Raw genomic sequence first — 18,002 nt, forward strand, 5'->3', positions numbered from 1 at the left:
CGTTGCAAAAACGAAAAATGGGCAGCGAAGCTGACCCCACGGTCCGAATGAGAAACCGCGGCGCCGACTCCCGGCCCATTCGGATGGCAAACCAGGCCAAACCTGTTTGCCGCAGATACGAAAAAGCCCCTAACAGGGGCTTTTACTGCGTAGTCACATACCAAGTATGTAACCACAAAATTTGGTAGCGGGGGCAGGATTTGAACCTACGACCTTCGGGTTATGAGCCCGACGAGCTACCAGGCTGCTCCACCCCGCAACAACACACACCTGAGGGGATACCACATACACATCCAGTATAAATGGAAATTGGTAGCGGGGGCAGGATTTGAACCTACGACCTTCGGGTTATGAGCCCGACGAGCTACCAGGCTGCTCCACCCCGCACCTACACCCTGAAAGTCGACCCCTGGTAAGATGTTCGACTTCCTGCGGCGGGTTGCCCCGACCGCTCAAGAGGCTGCGCATTCTATGGGTGAGACCTTAGGGAGTCAAGCCACTTTTGGCACTAATTCTCACATCGGTTTCTCACATCGGTGCCCAATACCGATGAGAGCACCGCGCTACCGGCGGCGAGTTTCATTATAAGAAGAAAGACGACGGGTGCGTGGAGTTGATTTGCGCCAATTTCACGGAAACACAGAGCCGACGGCAAAAATAGAATGAATTCTCACTCTGCGGCCCGGTAGTCAGCGCCACTTCTGCAGGGCCTCCCTGTCGCTGTCCCGCGCGGCAACCCAGCCGACACCCGCTTCCCCGGACTCCAGCTTCCAGAATGGTGCCTCCGTCTTGAGGCGATCCATGATGTAGTGACAAGCCGCGAACGCCGCCTCGCGGTGGGGACTGGTCACCCCCACGAACACGATATCCTCCTCCACTGCCATGGGGCCAACGCGGTGCAGCAGGCGCACCCGCCCGAGCGCCCAGCGCGCTCGCGCGTCACTGACGATCCGCTGCAGGCTTCTTTCCGTCATACCCGGGTAGTGTTCCAGAGCCAGGCCACTGACGCCCGCGCCGGCATTGAAATCGCGCACCGAGCCGACAAACATGGCACCGGCGCCGTCACTGCGGTTATCTGCGCGCAGCGCTGCATATTCATCGGCCACGGCGAGCGGAGCCGTGCGCACTTCAATAAAATCCACAGCGGCTCACCCTCCGGTGACCGGCGGGAAAAACGCGACCTCATCACCATCGCCAACCCGGGTTGTTGGCGCAGCCATCTCCTGGTTCACTGCCGCCTGTATATCGGCCGCTTGCAGGGACGCCTGCCATTCCGGGAACAACGCCCCCAGATGGTCGCGCAGCTCGGTAACGCTGCCGGAGAAATCTTCCAGGCGATGCTCGGCGGTGCCCAGGCGCTCGCGCAGGCCGGCAAAAAACAGAACCTTAACCATGGGTTACCTCCTCCGTCTGCCAGTGGCCCCGTTTACCGCCAGACTTTTCCAGCAGGCGTGTGGGGCCGATGATCATTGCCGGGTCTACCGCCTTGCACATATCGTAAATGGTCAGTGCCGCCACTGACGCGGCAGTCAACGCCTCCATTTCCACGCCAGTGCGCCCGGCCAGGCGGCAGTAGCTGCGAACGCGTACCGTGCGGGCATCAGCCAGCAACTCAAAGTCCACTTCCACTTTGGTCAGCGCCAGCGGATGACACAGGGGAATCAGGTCCGCGGTTTTCTTGGCCGCCTGTATTCCGGCGATACGCGCCACCGCCAGCGCATCGCCCTTCTTGTTACTGCCGTCCACCAGCAGCGCGAATGCCTCGGCGCTCATGCGCACCGCACTCTCGGCGCGGGCGCTGCGCTCGCTCACGGATTTGTCCGTGACGTCGACCATGTTCGCTTCGCCGCGCTCGTTGAGATGGGTCAACCGGCTCATCCCGTTACCCCCGGGATTCGCAGGCCGGCTGTGCCGGGCGGATATGCGGGATGAAATTGCACGGGCGATGGCGTGAGTCCAACTGCTCCAGCAGGATGCCTTCCCAGCCGGTGCGACAGGCGCCGGTGGAACCGGGCATACAGCAGATCAGGGTGTGATTGGCCAACCCGGCCAGTGCCCGCGACTGCACGGTGGAGCTGCCGATATCGGCAAAGGAAACCTGTCGGAACAACTCACCGAATCCTTCCACGGTCTTGTCGAACAGTGGCTGCAACGCTTCCGGAGTGGAGTCGCGATCGGTAAAGCCGGTGCCACCGGTGACCAGTACCGCCTGGACGCTTTCGTCGGCGATCCACTGGGACACCGCCGCCCGCATCAGGTAGATGTCATCGGGCAGGATGCACTTGTCCGCGAGCTTGTGCCCGGCGGCCTGTAGCGCTTCGGCCAGGTACTGGCCCGAGGTATCGTTCTCTTCGGTGCGGGTGTCGGATACGGTCAACACCGCGATATTGAGAGGCTCGAAGGTTTGTACTGCGTGTCCAGCCATAATGCATTCTTCCGTTCAGTCAGATTCAGAAAAAACCAGAAAATCGATCACCCACCCAGCATTGCCAGGTTGCGGGTGGCACCGGTAAAGCCGCTGGCCAGCTGGTGACTGACATGTTTGCCGCACACCGCCGCGCGGATCTGCTCCGCCAGCGCCAGGTTATCACCGCTGGCAATGGTGTCGCGCAGCGCTATGCCCTGCTCCGCAAACAGGCACAGGTGCAGCGCGCCCTGGGCAGACATGCGCAGACGATTGCAGCTGGCACAAAAATCTTTGCTGTAAGGCATGATCAGGCCGATACGGCCGGCGTAGTCCGGATGGGAAAACTCTTTTGCCGGCCCCGCGTCCCGGCTTCGCACCACCGGTGTCCAGCCACTGCGCAGCAGCAGGTTTTCAATATCACTGCCGGCCACGTGGTTACTGGCAAAAAAGTCGCGGTTGTCGCCAGTGCGCATCAGCTCGATAAAGCGCAGGCTCACCGGCGTTCCCCTGACCCAGTCGAGAAATTGATTGAACTCGGCGAGATTGTGCTCGCGCAGCAGAACCGCATTGACCTTGGTGGGAATATCCAGCGCCAGCGCGCGGTCGATACCGCGCAGGATTTTCTCCAGCTTGTCGTGGCCGGTAATCGCGCGGAACTGGTGCGGGTCGAGGCTATCAATACTGACATTGAGCTGATCGAGCCCGGCGCGCTGCCAGGCGTCGATTTCAGAGGGAAGCTTGTAGCCATTGGTGGTGATGGCGACGCGGCGAATGCCATCGGTATTTTTGGCGGTCTCGATCAGCGCTGGCAGATCTTTGCGCAGCGACGGCTCGCCGCCGGTAAGGCGTACCTTTTCGGTACCGAGTGCGGCAAAGGCGCGTACCACCGTGCCCACCTCTGCAACGCTAAGCGGATTCTCCTGCGCAATCGACTCGCCGCACTGGTAGCCGTCCGGCAGGCAGTAGTTGCAGCGGAAGTTGCAGATGTCGGTCACGGAAAGACGCAGGTAATAAAACCTGCGCCCGAAACTGTCTTGTAACATTAAACGCCTTTCCTAAGTCGGGAGGCCGGCCGATTTCCCGGCCAACCCTGGTGGCCGGAGCATTTCCGGCCACGGTTTCCGCGCCCTACGCAATGCGCTTAGGCGTGGAAACTCGGTGTTTAAACTCCGGGCAGAGTAACAGCACGGGAGAATTTTGCTTGGGGCAAAGGTGGTACTCCCTCTGGATGCGATGCACTCCTCTGCCCCAATTCAGAACCGCCCCCCGACTCAGAATTTGGCGGTCAGCTGCAGCCACAGCTTGTTGGTATCGACACCGTGCTCGTCGGCGCTGTAGACCGCGTATTTCACCAGCGCCGCCAGTGTGTCATTGATCGGCCGGCCGTAACTGAGATCCCACTCGTCACCCCAGTTGGCAGCGCTCTCTGCAGCGGCGAACTTGTGATAAGTCACCCCCAGATTGCCACCGAACACTTTGGCAGAAGCACCCAGGTAGCTGTCCTCAACGCCGTCCCCCGGTGTCGCCAGGAACTGGTCAGCGAACCCCTGGAATTTGTGCAGGGTCGCCAGCGGGGTGGTAAAGCCGACGCCGTTGTCACTACCCAATACCTCATGACCCAGCTTGGCATTGACCGGCCCCAGCGCGCCGGACACTTCGGCCAGATAGTAGGGCGCGCTGTAGTTCAGGGAGCTGTCGCCACTCTCGCCCTGGCGGGCGTAGCCCAAGCGCGCCTTGAGCGGGCCGAAGTCGCCGGTATAGGTGAGCCCCAGGGTGCGACTGGAGGCATCGACGGCGTTCGCCAGATCGAGATCCAGCAGATATAGGGCAAACTCGTGTCCTTTGGTCACCGGGTAGCTGGCATTGAACAACTGGATATCGCCACGCAGGTCACCCTTGGCACTGTCCTCACCAAAGATGCGATTGACGTTGTACACATAGCTGTAATCGATGCGCAGGGATTCGGCAGCACCGTACTGGAAGCGGTAACCGTCGTAGGTCTGCTCGTTCTGGCGCCAGCCGACGCCGCCGACAAAACGCTGGTCGCCGAGGTTGATACGCTGGCGCCCGACGGTCGCCGAGTAATCCCCCGCAGCGTATTTCAGGTAGGCCTGATTGACTTCGGTACCCACCGGATCGGCCACCACCGGGTAGGAGCCATTGCCGTTCACCGTGGAGTTGTAATCTTCGTCACCGGTCGCGGTGACGTTATCCATCTCGATACCCGCGGTGAAGCCGCGATAATTTCCGCTATCCCAGCTCAGGCGGGTCTTCAATGTGGATGCGTTGGCATCTTCATCGAAGTTTTCCTGATCGACGTTTTCCAGGCGGTACCGCAGGCTGACGCTGGCCTTGCCGCTCTGCAGCGCATCGAGCAACGTTGGCGCGCTGTTGTCATCGGCGGCCTGCGCCTGCAGTGCTACTGCGCTCACAGCACCCAGCAATGTCATGCCAACAAGACGGGGGAATTTACCAGGACGGGGAAGTGTACGGGAGTTCATTCGCTGTTCCTCTGCGACCGTTATGAAGTGGTTGTACGCAACCTACACCGCTTCCCCGCTCACAGAAATTACCCAAATGGTGTACCGCACCGGCGCCGCTACCACCTGCCAACTCGTTGCAATAATCCCAAATTGGTAGCGCAAAACAGGTCTATTCATCGAGCAGGAAGTTGTGCTGTTCGGCAAACTGCACTCTCTGCTGGACCCGCTCCCGTTGCACCGTCAGGTACATCACCAGCATGCATACGGCCAGCACACCGTACAGCAACATAAACGCCGCACTGTGGATACCCACAATGTCCTGGGCCATACCAAACAAGACGGGGAGACTGAAACCGCCGAGCGCGCCGATTGTGGCCACGGTGCCGCCGACGCTTCCCATATGTTGCGGGTACTTGTCGTAAACGATCTTGTACACGGCCGCGCGCCCGAACCCCTGGGCAATACCGATAACCAGGATCAACAGGGTGAACAACTCGATACCCACCTCGATGTTCAGGTGCACGTCGCGCGCCACACCGTGAATCGTCATGCTGGTGGGGGGATAACTGAGAAAGAACAGACACACCAGACACGTCCAGAAGACGCTCCAGTTGACCGCACGCGCGCCGTAGCGATCTGCAAACCACCCGCCCAGGGCACGCACGCTGCTGGACACCGCCACAAACAGCAGCGTCAACGCCATGGCTTTCTGGGTGGAAACGCCGTACACATCCAGGTAGTACTGCGGCAGCCACAACAGCAGCGCGAGAAAACTGCCAAACACGAAATAGTAATAGAGGCCGAAGCGCCATACGCGCAGCTCCCGCAGCGGGCGCAGGTGAAAATCGAACTCCGTGCGGCGCCGGCTGCGCATGTAGCGGGTCTCTTCCGGCGCCGTCAGGGCAAACAGGATCGCCATAACAAACAGGCCGGCGCCGTAGAGCGGCCCGATCATGTCCTGCCCCAACCAGTTTTCAATCGCCGGTGACAGCGCCAGGGTAATTGCCGCACCGGCATTGCCGGCACCGAAAATCCCCATCGCCGTCCCCTGCTGCCGCCCTTCAAACCAGGGGCTGATATAGCGGATGCCGGCCACGAACGAAGTCCCGGAAATCCCCAGCCACAGCCCCGCCAGCAAATAGCCGCTGTAACTGCGAATGTGCGGCAGCAGCACCAGTATCGGCACCACCAGAATCATCTGCAGCACAATCAGTTTTTTTGCCGAGAACCTTTCAACCAGCAATCCCAACGGAAACCTCAGCAGCGCACCACTCAGCATGGGCGCCGCCAGCAACACGCCAAACTCGGTGGCGGAAAGCCGCAACTGATCACCGATGGAAACCCCCAGCACCGCATACAGGGTCCACACGGAAAAATTTGCGGCGAACATCGCGGTGGCCGTCATCAATGCGCGGCTGGCGAGTTTGTCAGTGTATTGCATGGTTTCTTCCTGTTTAACCGACCCTCTATTGTACGTAGGCGCCGCCGCTGGCGGCGATTCTCCACAGGGTTTACCCCCAATTAATCCATCACATCCGCTGCGCAAAATTCCCTACCTCTTTGGTGGTAGAAACTAATTGCGCATCCCAATAAATACGTAATTTTTCCGTCAAGCATTCGCTATCCAGAAGGAGTAGTTACACACCTTCGGAAAAATTCTTATGCCCCCGACTACCACTATTGTCCGCTTTCCAGTTAACCGGGCCCTTTTAACATGTGCGGTAACCCCTGTTGACACGCAACCACTCAGTACAGAGGATTTGCCATGAGTACACCCAGCGGCCTCAATCTTTTCGATTGGGGTGATCCGAAAATAAAAACACTGCACATCACCTGGTTCGCTTTCTTCCTGAGTTTCGTGGTGTGGTTCAGCCACGCGCCTCTGATGGTCTTTATCAAGGAAGCATTCGATCTCAGCAGCCAGCAGGTCAAGGCGCTGCTGATTCTCAACGTGGCACTGACGATCCCGGCGCGGATCATCATCGGCATGATGGTGGACAAGTTCGGGCCGCGCTCGGTGTACAGTGCGCTGCTGATCATTTCTTCCGGGATCTGTCTCGGCTTCGCCACCGCCGACACCTATGAATCCCTCGCCCTGTTCCGCTTCCTGCTCGGGTTTGTCGGCGCCGGCTTCGTGATCGGCATTCGCATGGTGGGCGAGTGGTTCCCGGCGAAGCAGGTGGGGCTGGCGGAAGGTATTTACGGCGGCTGGGGCAACTTTGGTTCCGCCGCCGGGGCCATGACCCTGCCCACCATCGCGCTGATGTTCGGCGGTGAAGATGGCTGGCGTTACGCGCTGGGCATCACCGGCGTCATCGCCGGCCTGTACGGTCTCTTCTACTACCGCGTTGCGCGCAACACACCTAAGGGCTCCACCTACTTCAAACCGAAAAAAACCGGTGGTCTGGAAGTCACCAGCAAGAAAGATCTGTACTTCTACCTGTTGATGAACATTCCCATGTACCTGGCGCTGGCGGCACTGGCTTACAAACTGTCACCGGCCGGTGTGCAGCTGCTGACCTGGGACACCACCTACCTGATGTGGGGACTGCTGGTGGTACTGTTCGCGGTGCAGACCCGCCAGATCTGGCACGTCAACAAGGAACACCTGCAGGAAGGTGTGCCGGAGCTGGAGAAATACAATTTCAAGCAGGTGGCCATCCTCGACCTGGCCTACTTTGTCACCTTCGGTTCAGAGCTGGCAGTGGTATCCATGCTGCCGCTGTTTTTCCTCGAAACCTTCGACGGACTGAGCGCGGTGCAGGCGGGCCTGCTGGCTTCCGGCTTCGCCTTTATGAACCTGGTATCGCGCCCCACCGGCGGCCACTTCAGTGACAAGATGGGACGTCGCCGCAGCCTGATGTTCCTGATCGGCGGCCTGGCCCTGGGTTACCTGGTGCTGAGCCAGATCACCAGCGGCTGGTGGATCTCTGCCGCGGTGCTCGCCACCATGGCCTGCTCCTTCTTCGTACAGGCCGGTGAAGGTGCGGTGTTCGCGGTGGTGCCGCTGGTCAAGCGCCGCATGACCGGGCAGATCGCCGGTATGGCCGGTGCCTACGGCAACGTGGGCGCAGTGACCTACCTGACCGCGCTGTCCTTTGTCGACTACAGCACCTTCTTCCTGATCATTGCCGCCTCTGCCGGGCTGGTATTTTTCGCCTGTGCCTTCCTCGATGAACCCAAGGGACAAATCGCGGAAGTACTGCCCGATGGCAGCGTGCAGCTGATCAGCGTCGAATAGCGCTCGCCCCATGCAGGGAGCAACCACGGAGCAACAAAAACACCGGGAACAGCGAATGACCGTGAAAACTGATCCAGCACATGCAACCGATATCGCACCCGGTAAAACAGCAACAGCCCACTCGCAGCAGCTCGAGCTGCGAGCGGGCTGTTGCAGCCGCGCCGGTATCAAGCCGCAGAACGAGGACGCGGCGGTGTTCCACTGGCCCGCCGATCCGCACCTGCAGAAATATCTCGGTGCCGTCGCCGCGGTCGCGGACGGTGTCAGTTCCGCAGAAGCCGGCGCACTCGCCAGCAGTACCGCCACCGAGCAGTTTGTCAGCGACTACTACCGCGCGCCGGATACCTGGTCCGCAGCGCGTGCCGGGCAGAAGGTGCTGGCCTCCATCAACAGCAAGCTGTATCGCAAGAGCCACGAATTCGCCCAGGAAGAAAAAGGCTACCTGTGCACCTTTTCCGCACTGGTGTTCAAATCCCGCACGGGACATTTCTTCCACGTCGGCGACAGCCGTATCCAATTACTGCGCGGGGATAAACTGGATTGCCTGACCCGCGATCACACCGTCACCCTGGGTCACCGCCGGCGCATACTGGCGCGCGCACTGGGCATGGATACCGGGCTGCAGGTGGATTACGGGCGCGTGGATCTGGCCCTGAGGGACCAGCTCCTGCTGACCAGCGACGGCGTGCACGACTTCGTGCCGAAAATAACCACCATGGAAGTCCTGCGCAGCGACGACCTGACCCCGCAGCAAAAAGCCGAGACGCTGGTGCGCTACGCCGAAGAGAACGGCAGCGACGACAACCTCACCGCCGTGGTGGTGGAAGTGACCGCACTGCCCGCCACCACCCTCGATGAATACAGTCACCAGCTCACGCGCCTGCCGTTCCCGCCGTCGCTGGAACCGGGCATGATCCTCGACGGCTACAAAGTGGAGCGCGAACTGTTTTCCTCCCAGCGCAGCCAGCTGTACCTGGTGCGCGATACTGTCAGTGGCGAAACCCTGGTGATGAAAACCCCGTCCGTGAATTACGAGGACGACATTCACTATATCGACCGTTTCGTACAGGAAGAGTGGATTGGCCTGCGTGTCCAAAGCGATCGCGTGGTGCGCATTCACCGGCAGAACCGCCAGCGCACCGCGCTCTACTACCTGATGGAATATGTTGAAGGCTGCACGCTGGAATCCTGGATCACCCGCAATCATTTCCCCAAGCCCGCCGAGGCGTTCCGCATCGTGCGCGAGATTGCCGAGGGCCTGCGCGCATTTCACGAACAGGAAACCATTCACCAGGACCTGAAGCCGGCCAACATCATGCTCGACGGCTCCGGCCGCGTGAAAATTATCGACTTCGGTTCGGTATACGTCGCCGGCTCCGCGGAAGTGTTCCGCCCATTGCAACACCCGGGGGCACTGGGTACCGCCTCCTACTCCGACCCTCACTACATTCTCGGCCACAACACCGGCATCCAGGGCGACATCTACGCGCTGGCCACCATCGCCTATGAAATGTTTACCGGCGAGCTGCCGTACGGTGAAGAGATCAACGAATGCCGCGCGCGCGCCGATTACGAGCAACTGCGCTACCGCGCCGCCGGCCAGTTCAACCCGGTGATCCCGATCTGGTTTGACCGCACCCTGGAGCGCGGCTGCGCCATCGACCTGGAGCAGCGCTACCACAGCCTCGACGCATTCGTGCACGACCTCGGCACGCCCAACCCCATGTACCTGCGCGACGATCCCGCCGACCGCGACGCGCACAACGCCTCTTTATTCTGGAAGCTGCTGTGCGGCCTGTGGGCGATGACCCTGCTGTCGGTGATTGCGCTTTTTTCCAGCAACTAGGCCCGGTAACCAGCTCCAGCAGCCAACTCCAGTAAACAGGCGTCAAAAACACCATATGTAGATTTAAACAAATTTAAAAACACTACATATAGTGACCGAGATCAAGTGAGCACTCCGCGCAAAGGCTAACCTGACGCACAACAAGAAAGGAGGCCCCATGACGACCACGCACGCAACCCGCCCCCCGCAGTCCCCCATCGAAGACCCCAGCCCGCAACCGGGCACGGCGCTGCTCGTATACAAACGCGACGGCCGTACCCTGCCCTTCGACGCCCGCCGCATTTACCGCGCGCTGTTGCGAGCGGGGCGCGCAGCCGGGGCATACGCAGAGGCGGAGGCGCACCTGCTCACCGCACAGGTGCGCAAAGTCATCGAACACCGTTACGACGGCAGCGTGGCGGTGGATATTGAAGACATCCAGAATATTGTCGAGCAGGTACTGATCAGCAATAACCACCTGGATACCGCGCGCGGCTACATCGCTTACCGCAGCCGTCACCAGCAACTTCGCGAAGATCGCCACACCCTGGTCGACGTGACCAGCTCCATCGACGAATACCTGCAGCGGGAGGACTGGCGTGTGGCGGCGAACGCCAACCAGGGCTATTCCCTGGGCGGGCTGATCCTGAACAGCGCCGGCAAGATGATCGCCAACTACTGGCTCAACCACGTCTACAGCCCGGAAATCGGTGCCGCCCACCGCGAGGGCGACCTGCATATCCACGACCTCGACATGCTGTCCGGCTACTGCGCCGGCTGGTCTCTGCGCACACTGTTGCAGGAGGGCCTCAACGGCATCCCCGGCAAGGTCGAGTCCGGACCGCCCGCGCACCTGTCCAGCGCCATCGGCCAGATTGTGAATTTTCTCGGCACCCTGCAAAACGAGTGGGCCGGGGCCCAGGCCTTCAGTTCCTTCGATACCTACATGGCCCCGTTTATCCGCAAGGATGGGCTCAGCTACCGCGAGGTGCGCCAGTGTATTCAGGAACTGATCTTCAACCTCAATGTGCCGTCCCGCTGGGGCACGCAAACGCCGTTTACCAACCTCACCTTTGACTGGGTGTGCCCGGAAGACCTGCGCGAACAGGTCCCGGTGATCGCCGGGGAGGAAATGCCATTTACCTACGGCGAACTGCAACAGGAAATGGACCTGATCAACCGCGCCTATATCGAAGTGATGACCGAGGGGGATGCCCGCGGCCGCGTGTTTACCTTCCCCATCCCCACCTACAACATCACCGAGGACTTTCCCTGGCACAGTGAAAATGCCGAACGCCTGTTCGCCATGACCGCGCGCTACGGCCTGCCCTATTTCCAGAACTTCATCAATTCCGACATGAGCCCCAACATGGTCCGCTCCATGTGCTGCCGCCTGCAGCTGGACCTGCGCGAACTGTTGAAGCGCGGCAACGGCCTGTTCGGTTCCGCCGAGCAGACCGGCTCCCTGGGCGTGGTAACTGTCAACTGCGCGCGCCTCGGCTACCTGCACCGCGGCGACGAAGCCGGCTTGATGATGAGCCTCGACCGCCTGCTGGAACTCGCGCGCGACTCCCTCGAGGTAAAGCGCAAGGTGATCCAGCGGCATATGGATACCGGGCTTTTCCCCTACAGCAAGCGCTACCTGGGCACCCTGCGCAATCACTTCTCCACCATCGGCGTCAACGGCATCAACGAGATGATCCGCAACTTCAGCGGCGACCGCGAAGATATCACCAGTGCAAACGGCCACCAGATGGCCGAGCGACTGTTGCAACATATCCGCGCGCGCATGACCGAGTTCCAGGAAGAAACCGGCCACCTGTATAACCTCGAAGCCACCCCGGCCGAGGGCACCACCTACCGCTTTGCGCGCGAGGACCGCAAGCGCTTCCCGGATATTCTGCAGGCGGGCTGTGAGGAAGCGCCCTACTACACCAACTCGTCACAACTGCCGGTTGGGTTTACCGACGACCCGTTCGAGGCACTGTCGCGCCAGGAATCCCTGCAATCCCTGTATACCGGCGGCACGGTGCTGCACCTGTACCTGGGCGAACAGCTGCCCGATGCAAACAGCTGCCGCGAGCTGGTGCACCGCGCGCTGGCCAACTTCCGCCTGCCGTACATCACCGTCACCCCGACCTTCTCCATCTGCCCGACTCACGGCTACCTCAGTGGCGAACACCAGTTCTGCCCGCGCTGTGACGAGGAACTGATCGCGCGCAAGCGCGCCTGCAGTGAAAGAACCAACAAAGAAGCACTCATGGAAAACCACCAACAGGAGAACAGCCATGCAAACTGAAACCGTTGTAATCACCGATGAAGAACGCACCCCCTGCGAAGTCTGGAGCCGCGTGATGGGCTACCACCGCCCGGTGAACTTCTGGAACGCCGGCAAGCAGTCGGAACACCGCGATCGACGCTTCTTCGTACCCGCGCAGAACACCACAAACCAGCGCTAACCCGACCGCGGCGCCGTCTACGCCGGCGCCGCCACAACCCGTGCAACACCCGATACCACATGGATAAAACCCTACGGGTAGGCGGCTTCACCCCGTTTACCGCCATCGACTTCCCCGGCGCCCTGTCAGCCGTCGTGTTCTGCCAGGGCTGCCCCTGGCGCTGCCGCTACTGCCACAACGGCGGACTGCTGCCGGCACAGGCAGACACCCAATACGAGTGGCAACAGCTGCTGCAACACCTGCAGACCCGCCGCGGATTGCTCGACGCAGTAGTATTTTCCGGTGGCGAGCCCACCGCGCAAGGCGCGCTGGAAGATGCGGTGCAGGATGTAAAGGCGATGGGATTCAAAGTGGGCCTGCACACCGCCGGTATGTACCCGCGGCGGCTCGCGCGGCTGCTACCGCACCTGGACTGGGTGGGACTGGATATCAAGGCGCTGCCGGAAAACTACGATGCGATCACGCGCGTGCCCGGCAGCGGTACCGCGCCCTGGCAGAGCGCCGCACTACTGACCGAGGCCGGCATTCCCCTACAGGTTCGCCTCACCCGCCACCCGCAGCTCACCAGCGACGGCGAGCTGGCAGCAATACACGAGAGACTCGCCGCGCTCGGCATCACCGGGCTCATTGTGCAAAAGTGCAATACCGATAACGCGCTGGACCCCGAGCTTCAGCAATAAAAATTTGAGAGCACAGATAATCATTAACTTGCGCGAAAGTAAAATCGCACACTGATTGAAGCTCGGTGTTGATAAAGCAACGGCGTAAGGCAATTATGCTATTTACCTATCCGGTGTCTCAGCGCTACTACGGGCGATCAATTCCAGGCCGGGGCGCCCGCACCAGTAACCGTCAACGCCGGGCGGCAAAAGCTCCGTATCCGGCTCGTCGCGGCGGGCGCGGTCGAAGGCGTCGATGATCTGCTCCATCTGCTGCCACTGCGGCGACAGGCGCAGGATATCCACGCCGAGATCGCACAACTGTTTGTAATGGCGCAGCAGGTTTGTCGGTTCCCCGGACAGGGTCTGGATGCCGTTGATCACGAACAGTTCGTCGCCGTCCTGGGAATCCAGCGGCAGGCCGTGCGGGTATTCCATGCAGCGGTAATCGCAGTTGTCCTTGTCCAGGCCGAGGTGGCGGGCGGTGAAGCAGCGCGCGGAATAGGCCAGCGGCATATGGCCGTAGGCAAACACCTCCACTTCTGGTTTGTTGTCGCAGGCGTGCAGCACTTCTGCCAGTTGTTGCCCGCTCAGTTCCACCGGTGCCGTCCAGCGCACCATACCCAGCGACATCAGGTGCGCCAGCGCGTGCTGGTTGTAGATATTCACCGCCGGGCCGCAGGTAAATGGCAGGCCGGCTTCCGCCAGTAGCTGTACCGCCGACAGGTCGTTGGCCTCCACCAGCAGTTTGCCGTTGTCACAGATTTTCCTGACCCAGTTGAAGTCCGCCCTGGACTCCAGCAACGTGAGTGTGGACAGCACTATCTGCTTGTCGGAAACCTCCGCCAGTTGCTGTGCCAGTTCCAGCCAATCGGCGGCGCGCAACTGGTGGCGCTTGCCGCACACCACTTCGCCCAGGTAGATGATATCCAGCGGGGTGGACAGCATCTGTTCGTAGAATTGATTGATATCGGTGCGCGGCCAATAGTATTGCGCCGGTCCCAGAGCGAGCTGCATGGGTATCCTCTACTGCCAGGGGCGATCGTAAGCGCCCAGAGTGGTTTGCTTGCCTTCGGAATTCTTCGCCAGCGTTTCGCGCCAGCTTTGTTTTACCGAGAAATCCGCGCCCTGTTGCAGCGCCGCGTCGATCGCCTCGCGCCAGGTGCGCACTACCTGTGCCACATACGCGGGGCTGCGCTGGCGGCCCTCCAGTTTGATGGCCTGGATACCGGCGGCCTTGAGTTCGGGCAACAGTGCCATGCTGTTCAGGCTGGTGGGTTCCTCGAGCGCGTGCTGGCGCTTGCCGTCCACCATAAAACGGCCCTTGCACAGGGTCGGGTAGCCGGCGTTTTCGTGTTCGGCGAAGCGATCGATCAGCACGCCATTGAGGCGTGTTTCCAGGGTATGCCCGGTAGTGCGCCATTCCACCGCTTTGGCCGGTGAGCAGACGCCGTTCTGGTTGGGGGATTCGCCGGTGACATAGGAACTCAGGTGACAGCGCCCTTCCGCCATGATGCACAGACTGCCGAAACCGAACACCTCCAGCTCCACCTGACTCGCCGCCGCCAGTTGCTGTACCTGCTTGAGTGACAGCACCCGCGGCAGCACCGCGCGGCGGATACCGAATTGCTGGCGGTAGAATTCCAGCGCCGGTGCACTGGTGGCGGAGGCCTGTACCGACAGGTGCAGGGACAGTTGCGGATGCTTGTCCCGCGCGTACCCCATCAGACCGATATCCGCGAGGATCACGGCGTCGGCATTGAGCCCGGCCGCGCGATCCACCGCTGCCTGCCAGCGGGTGAAGCTGCTGGGCTTGGCGTAGGTATTGATGGCGACGAACAGCTTGCGGCCGCGGTTGCGAATCCGCTCCAGTGCGCGCAGTGCATTTTTGTCGTTGAAGTTGAGACCGCCGAAATTGCGCGCGTTGGTTTCGTCGTTAAAACCGATATACACCGCATCCGCGCCGTTATCCACGGCAGCTTCCAGTGCAGGCAGGCTACCGGCCGGGCATACAAGTTCCATTGCTATTCCAAAATTGTTATTCCAAACGAGTGATTCAAAATCAGTTAACGGTTGCGGCCGCCAGTTGCGCGGCGATGATTTCCAGCCCGCGCTGGGCCCATCGGGGGATGCGATTGCGATCCAGGGCGTCCAGACGGTTTTTTACCGTGAGGCCGATTTCGGTCTGTCCGCCGAGCGATAAGCGGCGCTGGAAGAACAGCGTGTCCGGGTCTTCACTGCCGCAGGCTATGGCGAGAAAGTCCGCGCTGTTGGCGGCGATGGTCGCGTCTGCGGGCACTCCCGCGGGCGCGCGTACGAAGTGCTCGCCGCGTTTGCTGACGCGCAGCTGGATACCCAGGTCGGTAACAGTAACTTCCAGTATCTGATTGTCGAGAAAGTCGAACAGGCCGTCCTCCAACTCCTCATTGAGCTGTCGATTGAGCAGCCGGATAAACGCGACTTCCCCCGGCCAACGGGGCAACCGCGGCAGGACCTTGCAGCCGAGCCGGTAGCCCATACGTGAGAGTGTTTGATTGACCGCTAGCATTTCCCCTCCATGCCGGTCGGTAATAGGGTGATGAGAAAAACCGGCTGCGGTATTTCCTATCGGGTTTTCTTATTCACCGAGTGCGCTCACCCTTCGCGGTCTTCCGATTTCTGTTCCACCTCGAGCATATCGATGCCGCTGATATCCGCCGCGCAAACCAGATCGGTGAGGAACACGTTGATCATTTTGCGACGCAGTTTTTCTTGCAGGTAGTCACCGATTTTTTCCTCCACATAGGAAAAATCCAGCGGCCGCCCCTGCTCCAGGTGCTCCACGTAGATCAAATGCCAGCCGTATTTGGTGGACACCAGCTGTTCAACCAGGCCGGTGCTACCGGCGAACACGGCCTGCTCGAACGGCGCCACGGTATCGCCGGGGCCAACCTGGCCGAGGCTGCCGTCGGCGTCGCGGGAGGAGCAGTCGGAATGCTGGCGCGCCAGTTGCGCAAACTGCAGCAGCGGATCCGGTGCGTTGCGTACTTGCTCCAGTAGTGCTTCGGCCACCTTCTGTTGGCGCTCGCTCGCCCCGTCATCGTCCGGTTTTACTGCAAGCAGGATATGGCGCACTTCCGCCAGCGGCTGCGAGGTGAACTTGTGCCGGTTTTCGACGAAGTAGTCGTAACGCTGTTCGCGGGTGGGCTGCAGCTGCGGCACTTCGCGCTCGAGCAATGCGTCGACCGCGCGATCAAAGTCCTCACTGCCGGTGTCAGCATCGCTGTCGCACAGGCCGCAGTCACTGGCGCGTTCCCGCAACAGCTCGGCCAGCACCAGCGACCGCGCCGCTGCGTAGATGGCCTCCCGCGGCGTGGCCGCGGGGTGATACTGCATCTCGGCGTAGATCATGTCGTCCGGAATAGTCCGGCCGTTGACCTGTACCGGGCCGATAAACAACTGGTCGCTTGCATCGCTCGCCAAAAGTGCGCTCATGACAATCTCCCCCTGTTACAGGATGCTGGTATTTTTCGCGCGTACCACCTGGTAGTTGCGGCGGAAGTACTGCACCGGCACGCTCCATACATGCACCAGGCGGCTAAACGGGAATACCAGGAACAGGGTCAGCCCCAGGAACACATGCAGCTTGTAGATGATGTGCACTTCGCTGATGGCGGCCGCGGCCTCGGCACCGTTGAGCGTGACAATGGACTGCGCCCAGGTCATCAGCTTCAGCATTTCCGCACCGTCCATATGTCCGGCAGATACAAAGATGCTCAACAGGCCGAGGATCAGCTGTACATACAGCATCAACAGGATGGCGATATCCATGCGAGAGGAAGTGGCACGCACCCGCGGATTGGTGAGGCGGCGGTGCAACAGGATCGTCATGCCGATAAAACAGATGATCCCGAACAGTCCGCCGGCACCCATGGCCAGCGCCTGCTTGGTGGATGCCTCAACACCCAGCATGTGCCACACTGCCTTGGGGGTCAGCAGCCCGACAAAGTGGCCGGCGAGAATGGCCAGCACACCGATGTGGAACAGGTAGCTGCCCACCCGCAGTTTTTTCTTTTCCAGCAGCTGGCTGGAGCCGGTGCGCCAGGTGTACTGATCCCGATCGTAGCGAATCAGGCTGCCCACCAGAAAAACCGTGAGCGCGATAAACGGATAGATTCCGAAAAACAGTGTATTGATGTAATTCATCGTTTACTCCTAAGCGTCACCGGTTTTTCCGGCAGTTTGATTGCCCGCATCGACCCAGGTGATGGACTTGTCGTCCTTGAACTGCGTCGCGCTGGGGCGCTGCACACTCTGTTCACAGGCGCTGCCCTGGGCGGCAGAGAAGCTCACGGCCTCCTCTTCCCAGATCTTGTCCAGCGCCTCCGGGGTATCGTCGCGCTCTTCTTTGGCCACCTGTTGTGCAAGGCCCTCGCGGTCCACCTCGACACCGGTGAAATCCACCAGTGCATCAAGCAGCTCCGCATACATGGACTCCTTGTCGCGCAGGCGCGCGGCCAGCAGGGCGAGAATGTGCGAGATATCTTCGAGCCATTCGCGCGCGCCCTCCTCCTGGGTGGCGCAGAACTCAAGGTAGGTGGGCAGGTAGTCCGGCAGCTCCCGTTCGGTGAGTTCAAGGCCGGCACTGCGGTACTGCTTGAGCAACTCCACCATGGCCTGGCCGCGATCGCGGGACTCGCCGTAGATATGCTCGAAAATGTGCAGCGACACTGCGCGGCCGCGTTCAAACAGGCCGTCGTATTCGCTCTGCCAGTCGAGCGGGTCGCGGCACTCGTAGTGCGCGACAAAGCACAGCAGTTTGTCGCGCATGGCCGGCGTCAGGTCTTTGGACTCCGCAATGAAAAACGTGAGCTCCGGCAGATGCTCGACCAGTGCCTCGTCCGGGTAGTCCAGCAGACGGGATATCAACTGTAGGGTTTTCATGGACT

Annotated in this window: 18 protein-coding genes, 2 tRNA genes and 1 riboswitch; of the genes, 5 read left to right on the plus strand and 15 right to left on the minus strand. The window is 60.6% G+C overall.

Annotated features, from left to right (window positions below):
- Positions 1 to 182 precede the first annotated feature (182 nt).
- From HUW35_RS02075 to HUW35_RS02115, 9 genes are all read right to left on the minus strand, one after another.
- Positions 183 to 259: transfer RNA gene (locus tag HUW35_RS02075), tRNA-Met, on the minus strand.
- Between the two features lie 51 nt (positions 260 to 310).
- Positions 311 to 387: transfer RNA gene (locus HUW35_RS02080), tRNA-Met, on the minus strand.
- 302 nt (positions 388 to 689) lie between these two features.
- Positions 690 to 1,142 (minus strand): molybdopterin synthase catalytic subunit MoaE, encoded by a 453-nt coding sequence (moaE, locus tag HUW35_RS02085; RefSeq protein ID WP_181254054.1) that lies wholly within the window; start codon positions 1,140 to 1,142, stop codon positions 690 to 692.
- Between the two features lie 6 nt (positions 1,143 to 1,148).
- On the minus strand, positions 1,149 to 1,394 hold the full coding sequence (moaD, locus tag HUW35_RS02090) for a molybdopterin converting factor subunit 1 (RefSeq protein WP_181254055.1): 246 nt from the start codon (positions 1,392 to 1,394) through the stop codon (positions 1,149 to 1,151).
- Positions 1,387 to 1,878: a cyclic pyranopterin monophosphate synthase MoaC gene (moaC, locus tag HUW35_RS02095; RefSeq protein ID WP_181254056.1), complete on the minus strand. Its 492-nt coding sequence runs from the start codon at positions 1,876 to 1,878 to the stop codon at positions 1,387 to 1,389. The genes moaD and moaC overlap by 8 nt, the downstream gene beginning before the upstream one ends.
- Positions 1,879 to 1,882: 4 nt before the next feature.
- Positions 1,883 to 2,425: a molybdenum cofactor biosynthesis protein B gene (moaB, locus tag HUW35_RS02100; RefSeq protein WP_181254057.1), complete on the minus strand. Its 543-nt coding sequence runs from the start codon at positions 2,423 to 2,425 to the stop codon at positions 1,883 to 1,885.
- A 47-nt stretch (positions 2,426 to 2,472) separates the two neighbouring features.
- The gene (gene moaA, locus HUW35_RS02105) at positions 2,473 to 3,450 is read right to left on the minus strand and encodes a GTP 3',8-cyclase MoaA (RefSeq protein WP_181254058.1); all 978 of its coding nucleotides are present in this window, start codon (positions 3,448 to 3,450) and stop codon (positions 2,473 to 2,475) included.
- A riboswitch (molybdenum cofactor riboswitch) is annotated at positions 3,439 to 3,580 on the minus strand. Its footprint overlaps the gene before it by 12 nt.
- A 98-nt stretch (positions 3,581 to 3,678) precedes the next feature.
- Positions 3,679 to 4,908, minus strand: coding sequence for an alginate export family protein (locus HUW35_RS02110; protein ID WP_181254059.1), 1,230 nt, complete (start codon positions 4,906 to 4,908; stop codon positions 3,679 to 3,681).
- 151 nt (positions 4,909 to 5,059) lie between these two features.
- Positions 5,060 to 6,331, minus strand: coding sequence for a nitrate/nitrite transporter (locus HUW35_RS02115; protein WP_181254060.1), 1,272 nt, complete (start codon positions 6,329 to 6,331; stop codon positions 5,060 to 5,062).
- A 324-nt stretch (positions 6,332 to 6,655) separates the two neighbouring features.
- On the opposite strand from HUW35_RS02115, the gene HUW35_RS02120 reads away from it, so the two are divergent.
- From HUW35_RS02120 to HUW35_RS02140, 5 genes are all read left to right on the plus strand, one after another.
- Complete coding sequence (locus tag HUW35_RS02120; RefSeq protein ID WP_181254061.1) at positions 6,656 to 8,131, plus strand: NarK family nitrate/nitrite MFS transporter; 1,476 nt, start codon at positions 6,656 to 6,658, stop codon at positions 8,129 to 8,131.
- A 55-nt stretch (positions 8,132 to 8,186) separates the two neighbouring features.
- Complete coding sequence (locus HUW35_RS02125) at positions 8,187 to 9,977, plus strand: bifunctional protein-serine/threonine kinase/phosphatase (protein ID WP_181254062.1); 1,791 nt, start codon at positions 8,187 to 8,189, stop codon at positions 9,975 to 9,977.
- Positions 9,978 to 10,134: 157 nt separating this feature from the next.
- Positions 10,135 to 12,255 carry a ribonucleoside triphosphate reductase gene (locus HUW35_RS02130; protein ID WP_181254063.1) on the plus strand — a complete coding sequence of 707 codons (2,121 nt, stop codon included), beginning with the start codon at positions 10,135 to 10,137 and terminating at the stop codon, positions 12,253 to 12,255.
- Entirely contained in the window at positions 12,245 to 12,415 is a 171-nt protein-coding gene (gene nrdD, locus HUW35_RS02135) for an anaerobic ribonucleoside-triphosphate reductase (RefSeq protein ID WP_181254064.1), read from the plus strand. Before HUW35_RS02130 ends, nrdD begins: the two co-directional genes overlap by 11 nt.
- A 59-nt stretch (positions 12,416 to 12,474) precedes the next feature.
- On the plus strand, positions 12,475 to 13,095 hold the full coding sequence (locus tag HUW35_RS02140; RefSeq protein ID WP_181254065.1) for an anaerobic ribonucleoside-triphosphate reductase activating protein: 621 nt from the start codon (positions 12,475 to 12,477) through the stop codon (positions 13,093 to 13,095).
- A 102-nt stretch (positions 13,096 to 13,197) separates the two neighbouring features.
- Here the strand turns inward: HUW35_RS02140 and HUW35_RS02145 are convergent, their stop codons facing one another.
- The 6 genes from HUW35_RS02145 to narJ all read right to left on the minus strand — a co-directional run bounded on the left by HUW35_RS02145 (position 13,198) and on the right by narJ (position 17,997).
- A complete protein-coding gene (locus tag HUW35_RS02145; protein WP_181254066.1) occupies positions 13,198 to 14,091 on the minus strand; it encodes a U32 family peptidase in 894 nt (297 codons plus the stop codon).
- 9 nt (positions 14,092 to 14,100) lie between these two features.
- Positions 14,101 to 15,096 carry a peptidase U32 family protein gene (locus HUW35_RS02150; RefSeq protein WP_181254067.1) on the minus strand — a complete coding sequence of 332 codons (996 nt, stop codon included), beginning with the start codon at positions 15,094 to 15,096 and terminating at the stop codon, positions 14,101 to 14,103.
- 40 nt (positions 15,097 to 15,136) lie between these two features.
- Positions 15,137 to 15,622: an SCP2 domain-containing protein gene (locus HUW35_RS02155; RefSeq protein ID WP_181254068.1), complete on the minus strand. Its 486-nt coding sequence runs from the start codon at positions 15,620 to 15,622 to the stop codon at positions 15,137 to 15,139.
- Positions 15,623 to 15,708: 86 nt separating this feature from the next.
- Positions 15,709 to 16,548, minus strand: coding sequence for a peptidylprolyl isomerase (locus tag HUW35_RS02160; protein WP_181254069.1), 840 nt, complete (start codon positions 16,546 to 16,548; stop codon positions 15,709 to 15,711).
- Between the two features lie 15 nt (positions 16,549 to 16,563).
- Positions 16,564 to 17,259: a respiratory nitrate reductase subunit gamma gene (gene narI / locus HUW35_RS02165; RefSeq protein ID WP_181254070.1), complete on the minus strand. Its 696-nt coding sequence runs from the start codon at positions 17,257 to 17,259 to the stop codon at positions 16,564 to 16,566.
- Between the two features lie 9 nt (positions 17,260 to 17,268).
- A complete protein-coding gene (gene narJ / locus HUW35_RS02170) occupies positions 17,269 to 17,997 on the minus strand; it encodes a nitrate reductase molybdenum cofactor assembly chaperone (protein WP_181254071.1) in 729 nt (242 codons plus the stop codon).
- Positions 17,998 to 18,002: the final 5 nt, after the last annotated feature.

Source organism: Microbulbifer sp. YPW1 (assembly GCF_013367775.1).
Taxonomy (GTDB): domain Bacteria; phylum Pseudomonadota; class Gammaproteobacteria; order Pseudomonadales; family Cellvibrionaceae; genus Microbulbifer.

Coding starts and splice junctions, on each gene's coding strand:
- HUW35_RS02115 (WP_181254060.1), bottom strand. CDS start 6,331: ATGCAATACACTGACAAACTCGCCAGCCGCGCATTGATGACGGCCACC.
- HUW35_RS02145 (WP_181254066.1), bottom strand. CDS start 14,091: ATGCAGCTCGCTCTGGGACCGGCGCAATACTATTGGCCGCGCACCGAT.
- narJ (WP_181254071.1), bottom strand. CDS start 17,997: ATGAAAACCCTACAGTTGATATCCCGTCTGCTGGACTACCCGGACGAG.
- moaD (WP_181254055.1), bottom strand. CDS start 1,394: ATGGTTAAGGTTCTGTTTTTTGCCGGCCTGCGCGAGCGCCTGGGCACC.
- moaC (WP_181254056.1), bottom strand. CDS start 1,878: ATGAGCCGGTTGACCCATCTCAACGAGCGCGGCGAAGCGAACATGGTC.
- nrdD (WP_181254064.1), top strand. CDS start 12,245: ATGCAAACTGAAACCGTTGTAATCACCGATGAAGAACGCACCCCCTGC.
- HUW35_RS02160 (WP_181254069.1), bottom strand. CDS start 16,548: ATGAGCGCACTTTTGGCGAGCGATGCAAGCGACCAGTTGTTTATCGGC.
- HUW35_RS02155 (WP_181254068.1), bottom strand. CDS start 15,622: ATGCTAGCGGTCAATCAAACACTCTCACGTATGGGCTACCGGCTCGGC.
- HUW35_RS02140 (WP_181254065.1), top strand. CDS start 12,475: ATGGATAAAACCCTACGGGTAGGCGGCTTCACCCCGTTTACCGCCATC.
- moaA (WP_181254058.1), bottom strand. CDS start 3,450: ATGTTACAAGACAGTTTCGGGCGCAGGTTTTATTACCTGCGTCTTTCC.
- HUW35_RS02150 (WP_181254067.1), bottom strand. CDS start 15,096: ATGGAACTTGTATGCCCGGCCGGTAGCCTGCCTGCACTGGAAGCTGCC.
- HUW35_RS02125 (WP_181254062.1), top strand. CDS start 8,187: ATGACCGTGAAAACTGATCCAGCACATGCAACCGATATCGCACCCGGT.
- moaB (WP_181254057.1), bottom strand. CDS start 2,425: ATGGCTGGACACGCAGTACAAACCTTCGAGCCTCTCAATATCGCGGTG.
- HUW35_RS02130 (WP_181254063.1), top strand. CDS start 10,135: ATGACGACCACGCACGCAACCCGCCCCCCGCAGTCCCCCATCGAAGAC.
- HUW35_RS02110 (WP_181254059.1), bottom strand. CDS start 4,908: ATGAACTCCCGTACACTTCCCCGTCCTGGTAAATTCCCCCGTCTTGTT.
- narI (WP_181254070.1), bottom strand. CDS start 17,259: ATGAATTACATCAATACACTGTTTTTCGGAATCTATCCGTTTATCGCG.
- HUW35_RS02120 (WP_181254061.1), top strand. CDS start 6,656: ATGAGTACACCCAGCGGCCTCAATCTTTTCGATTGGGGTGATCCGAAA.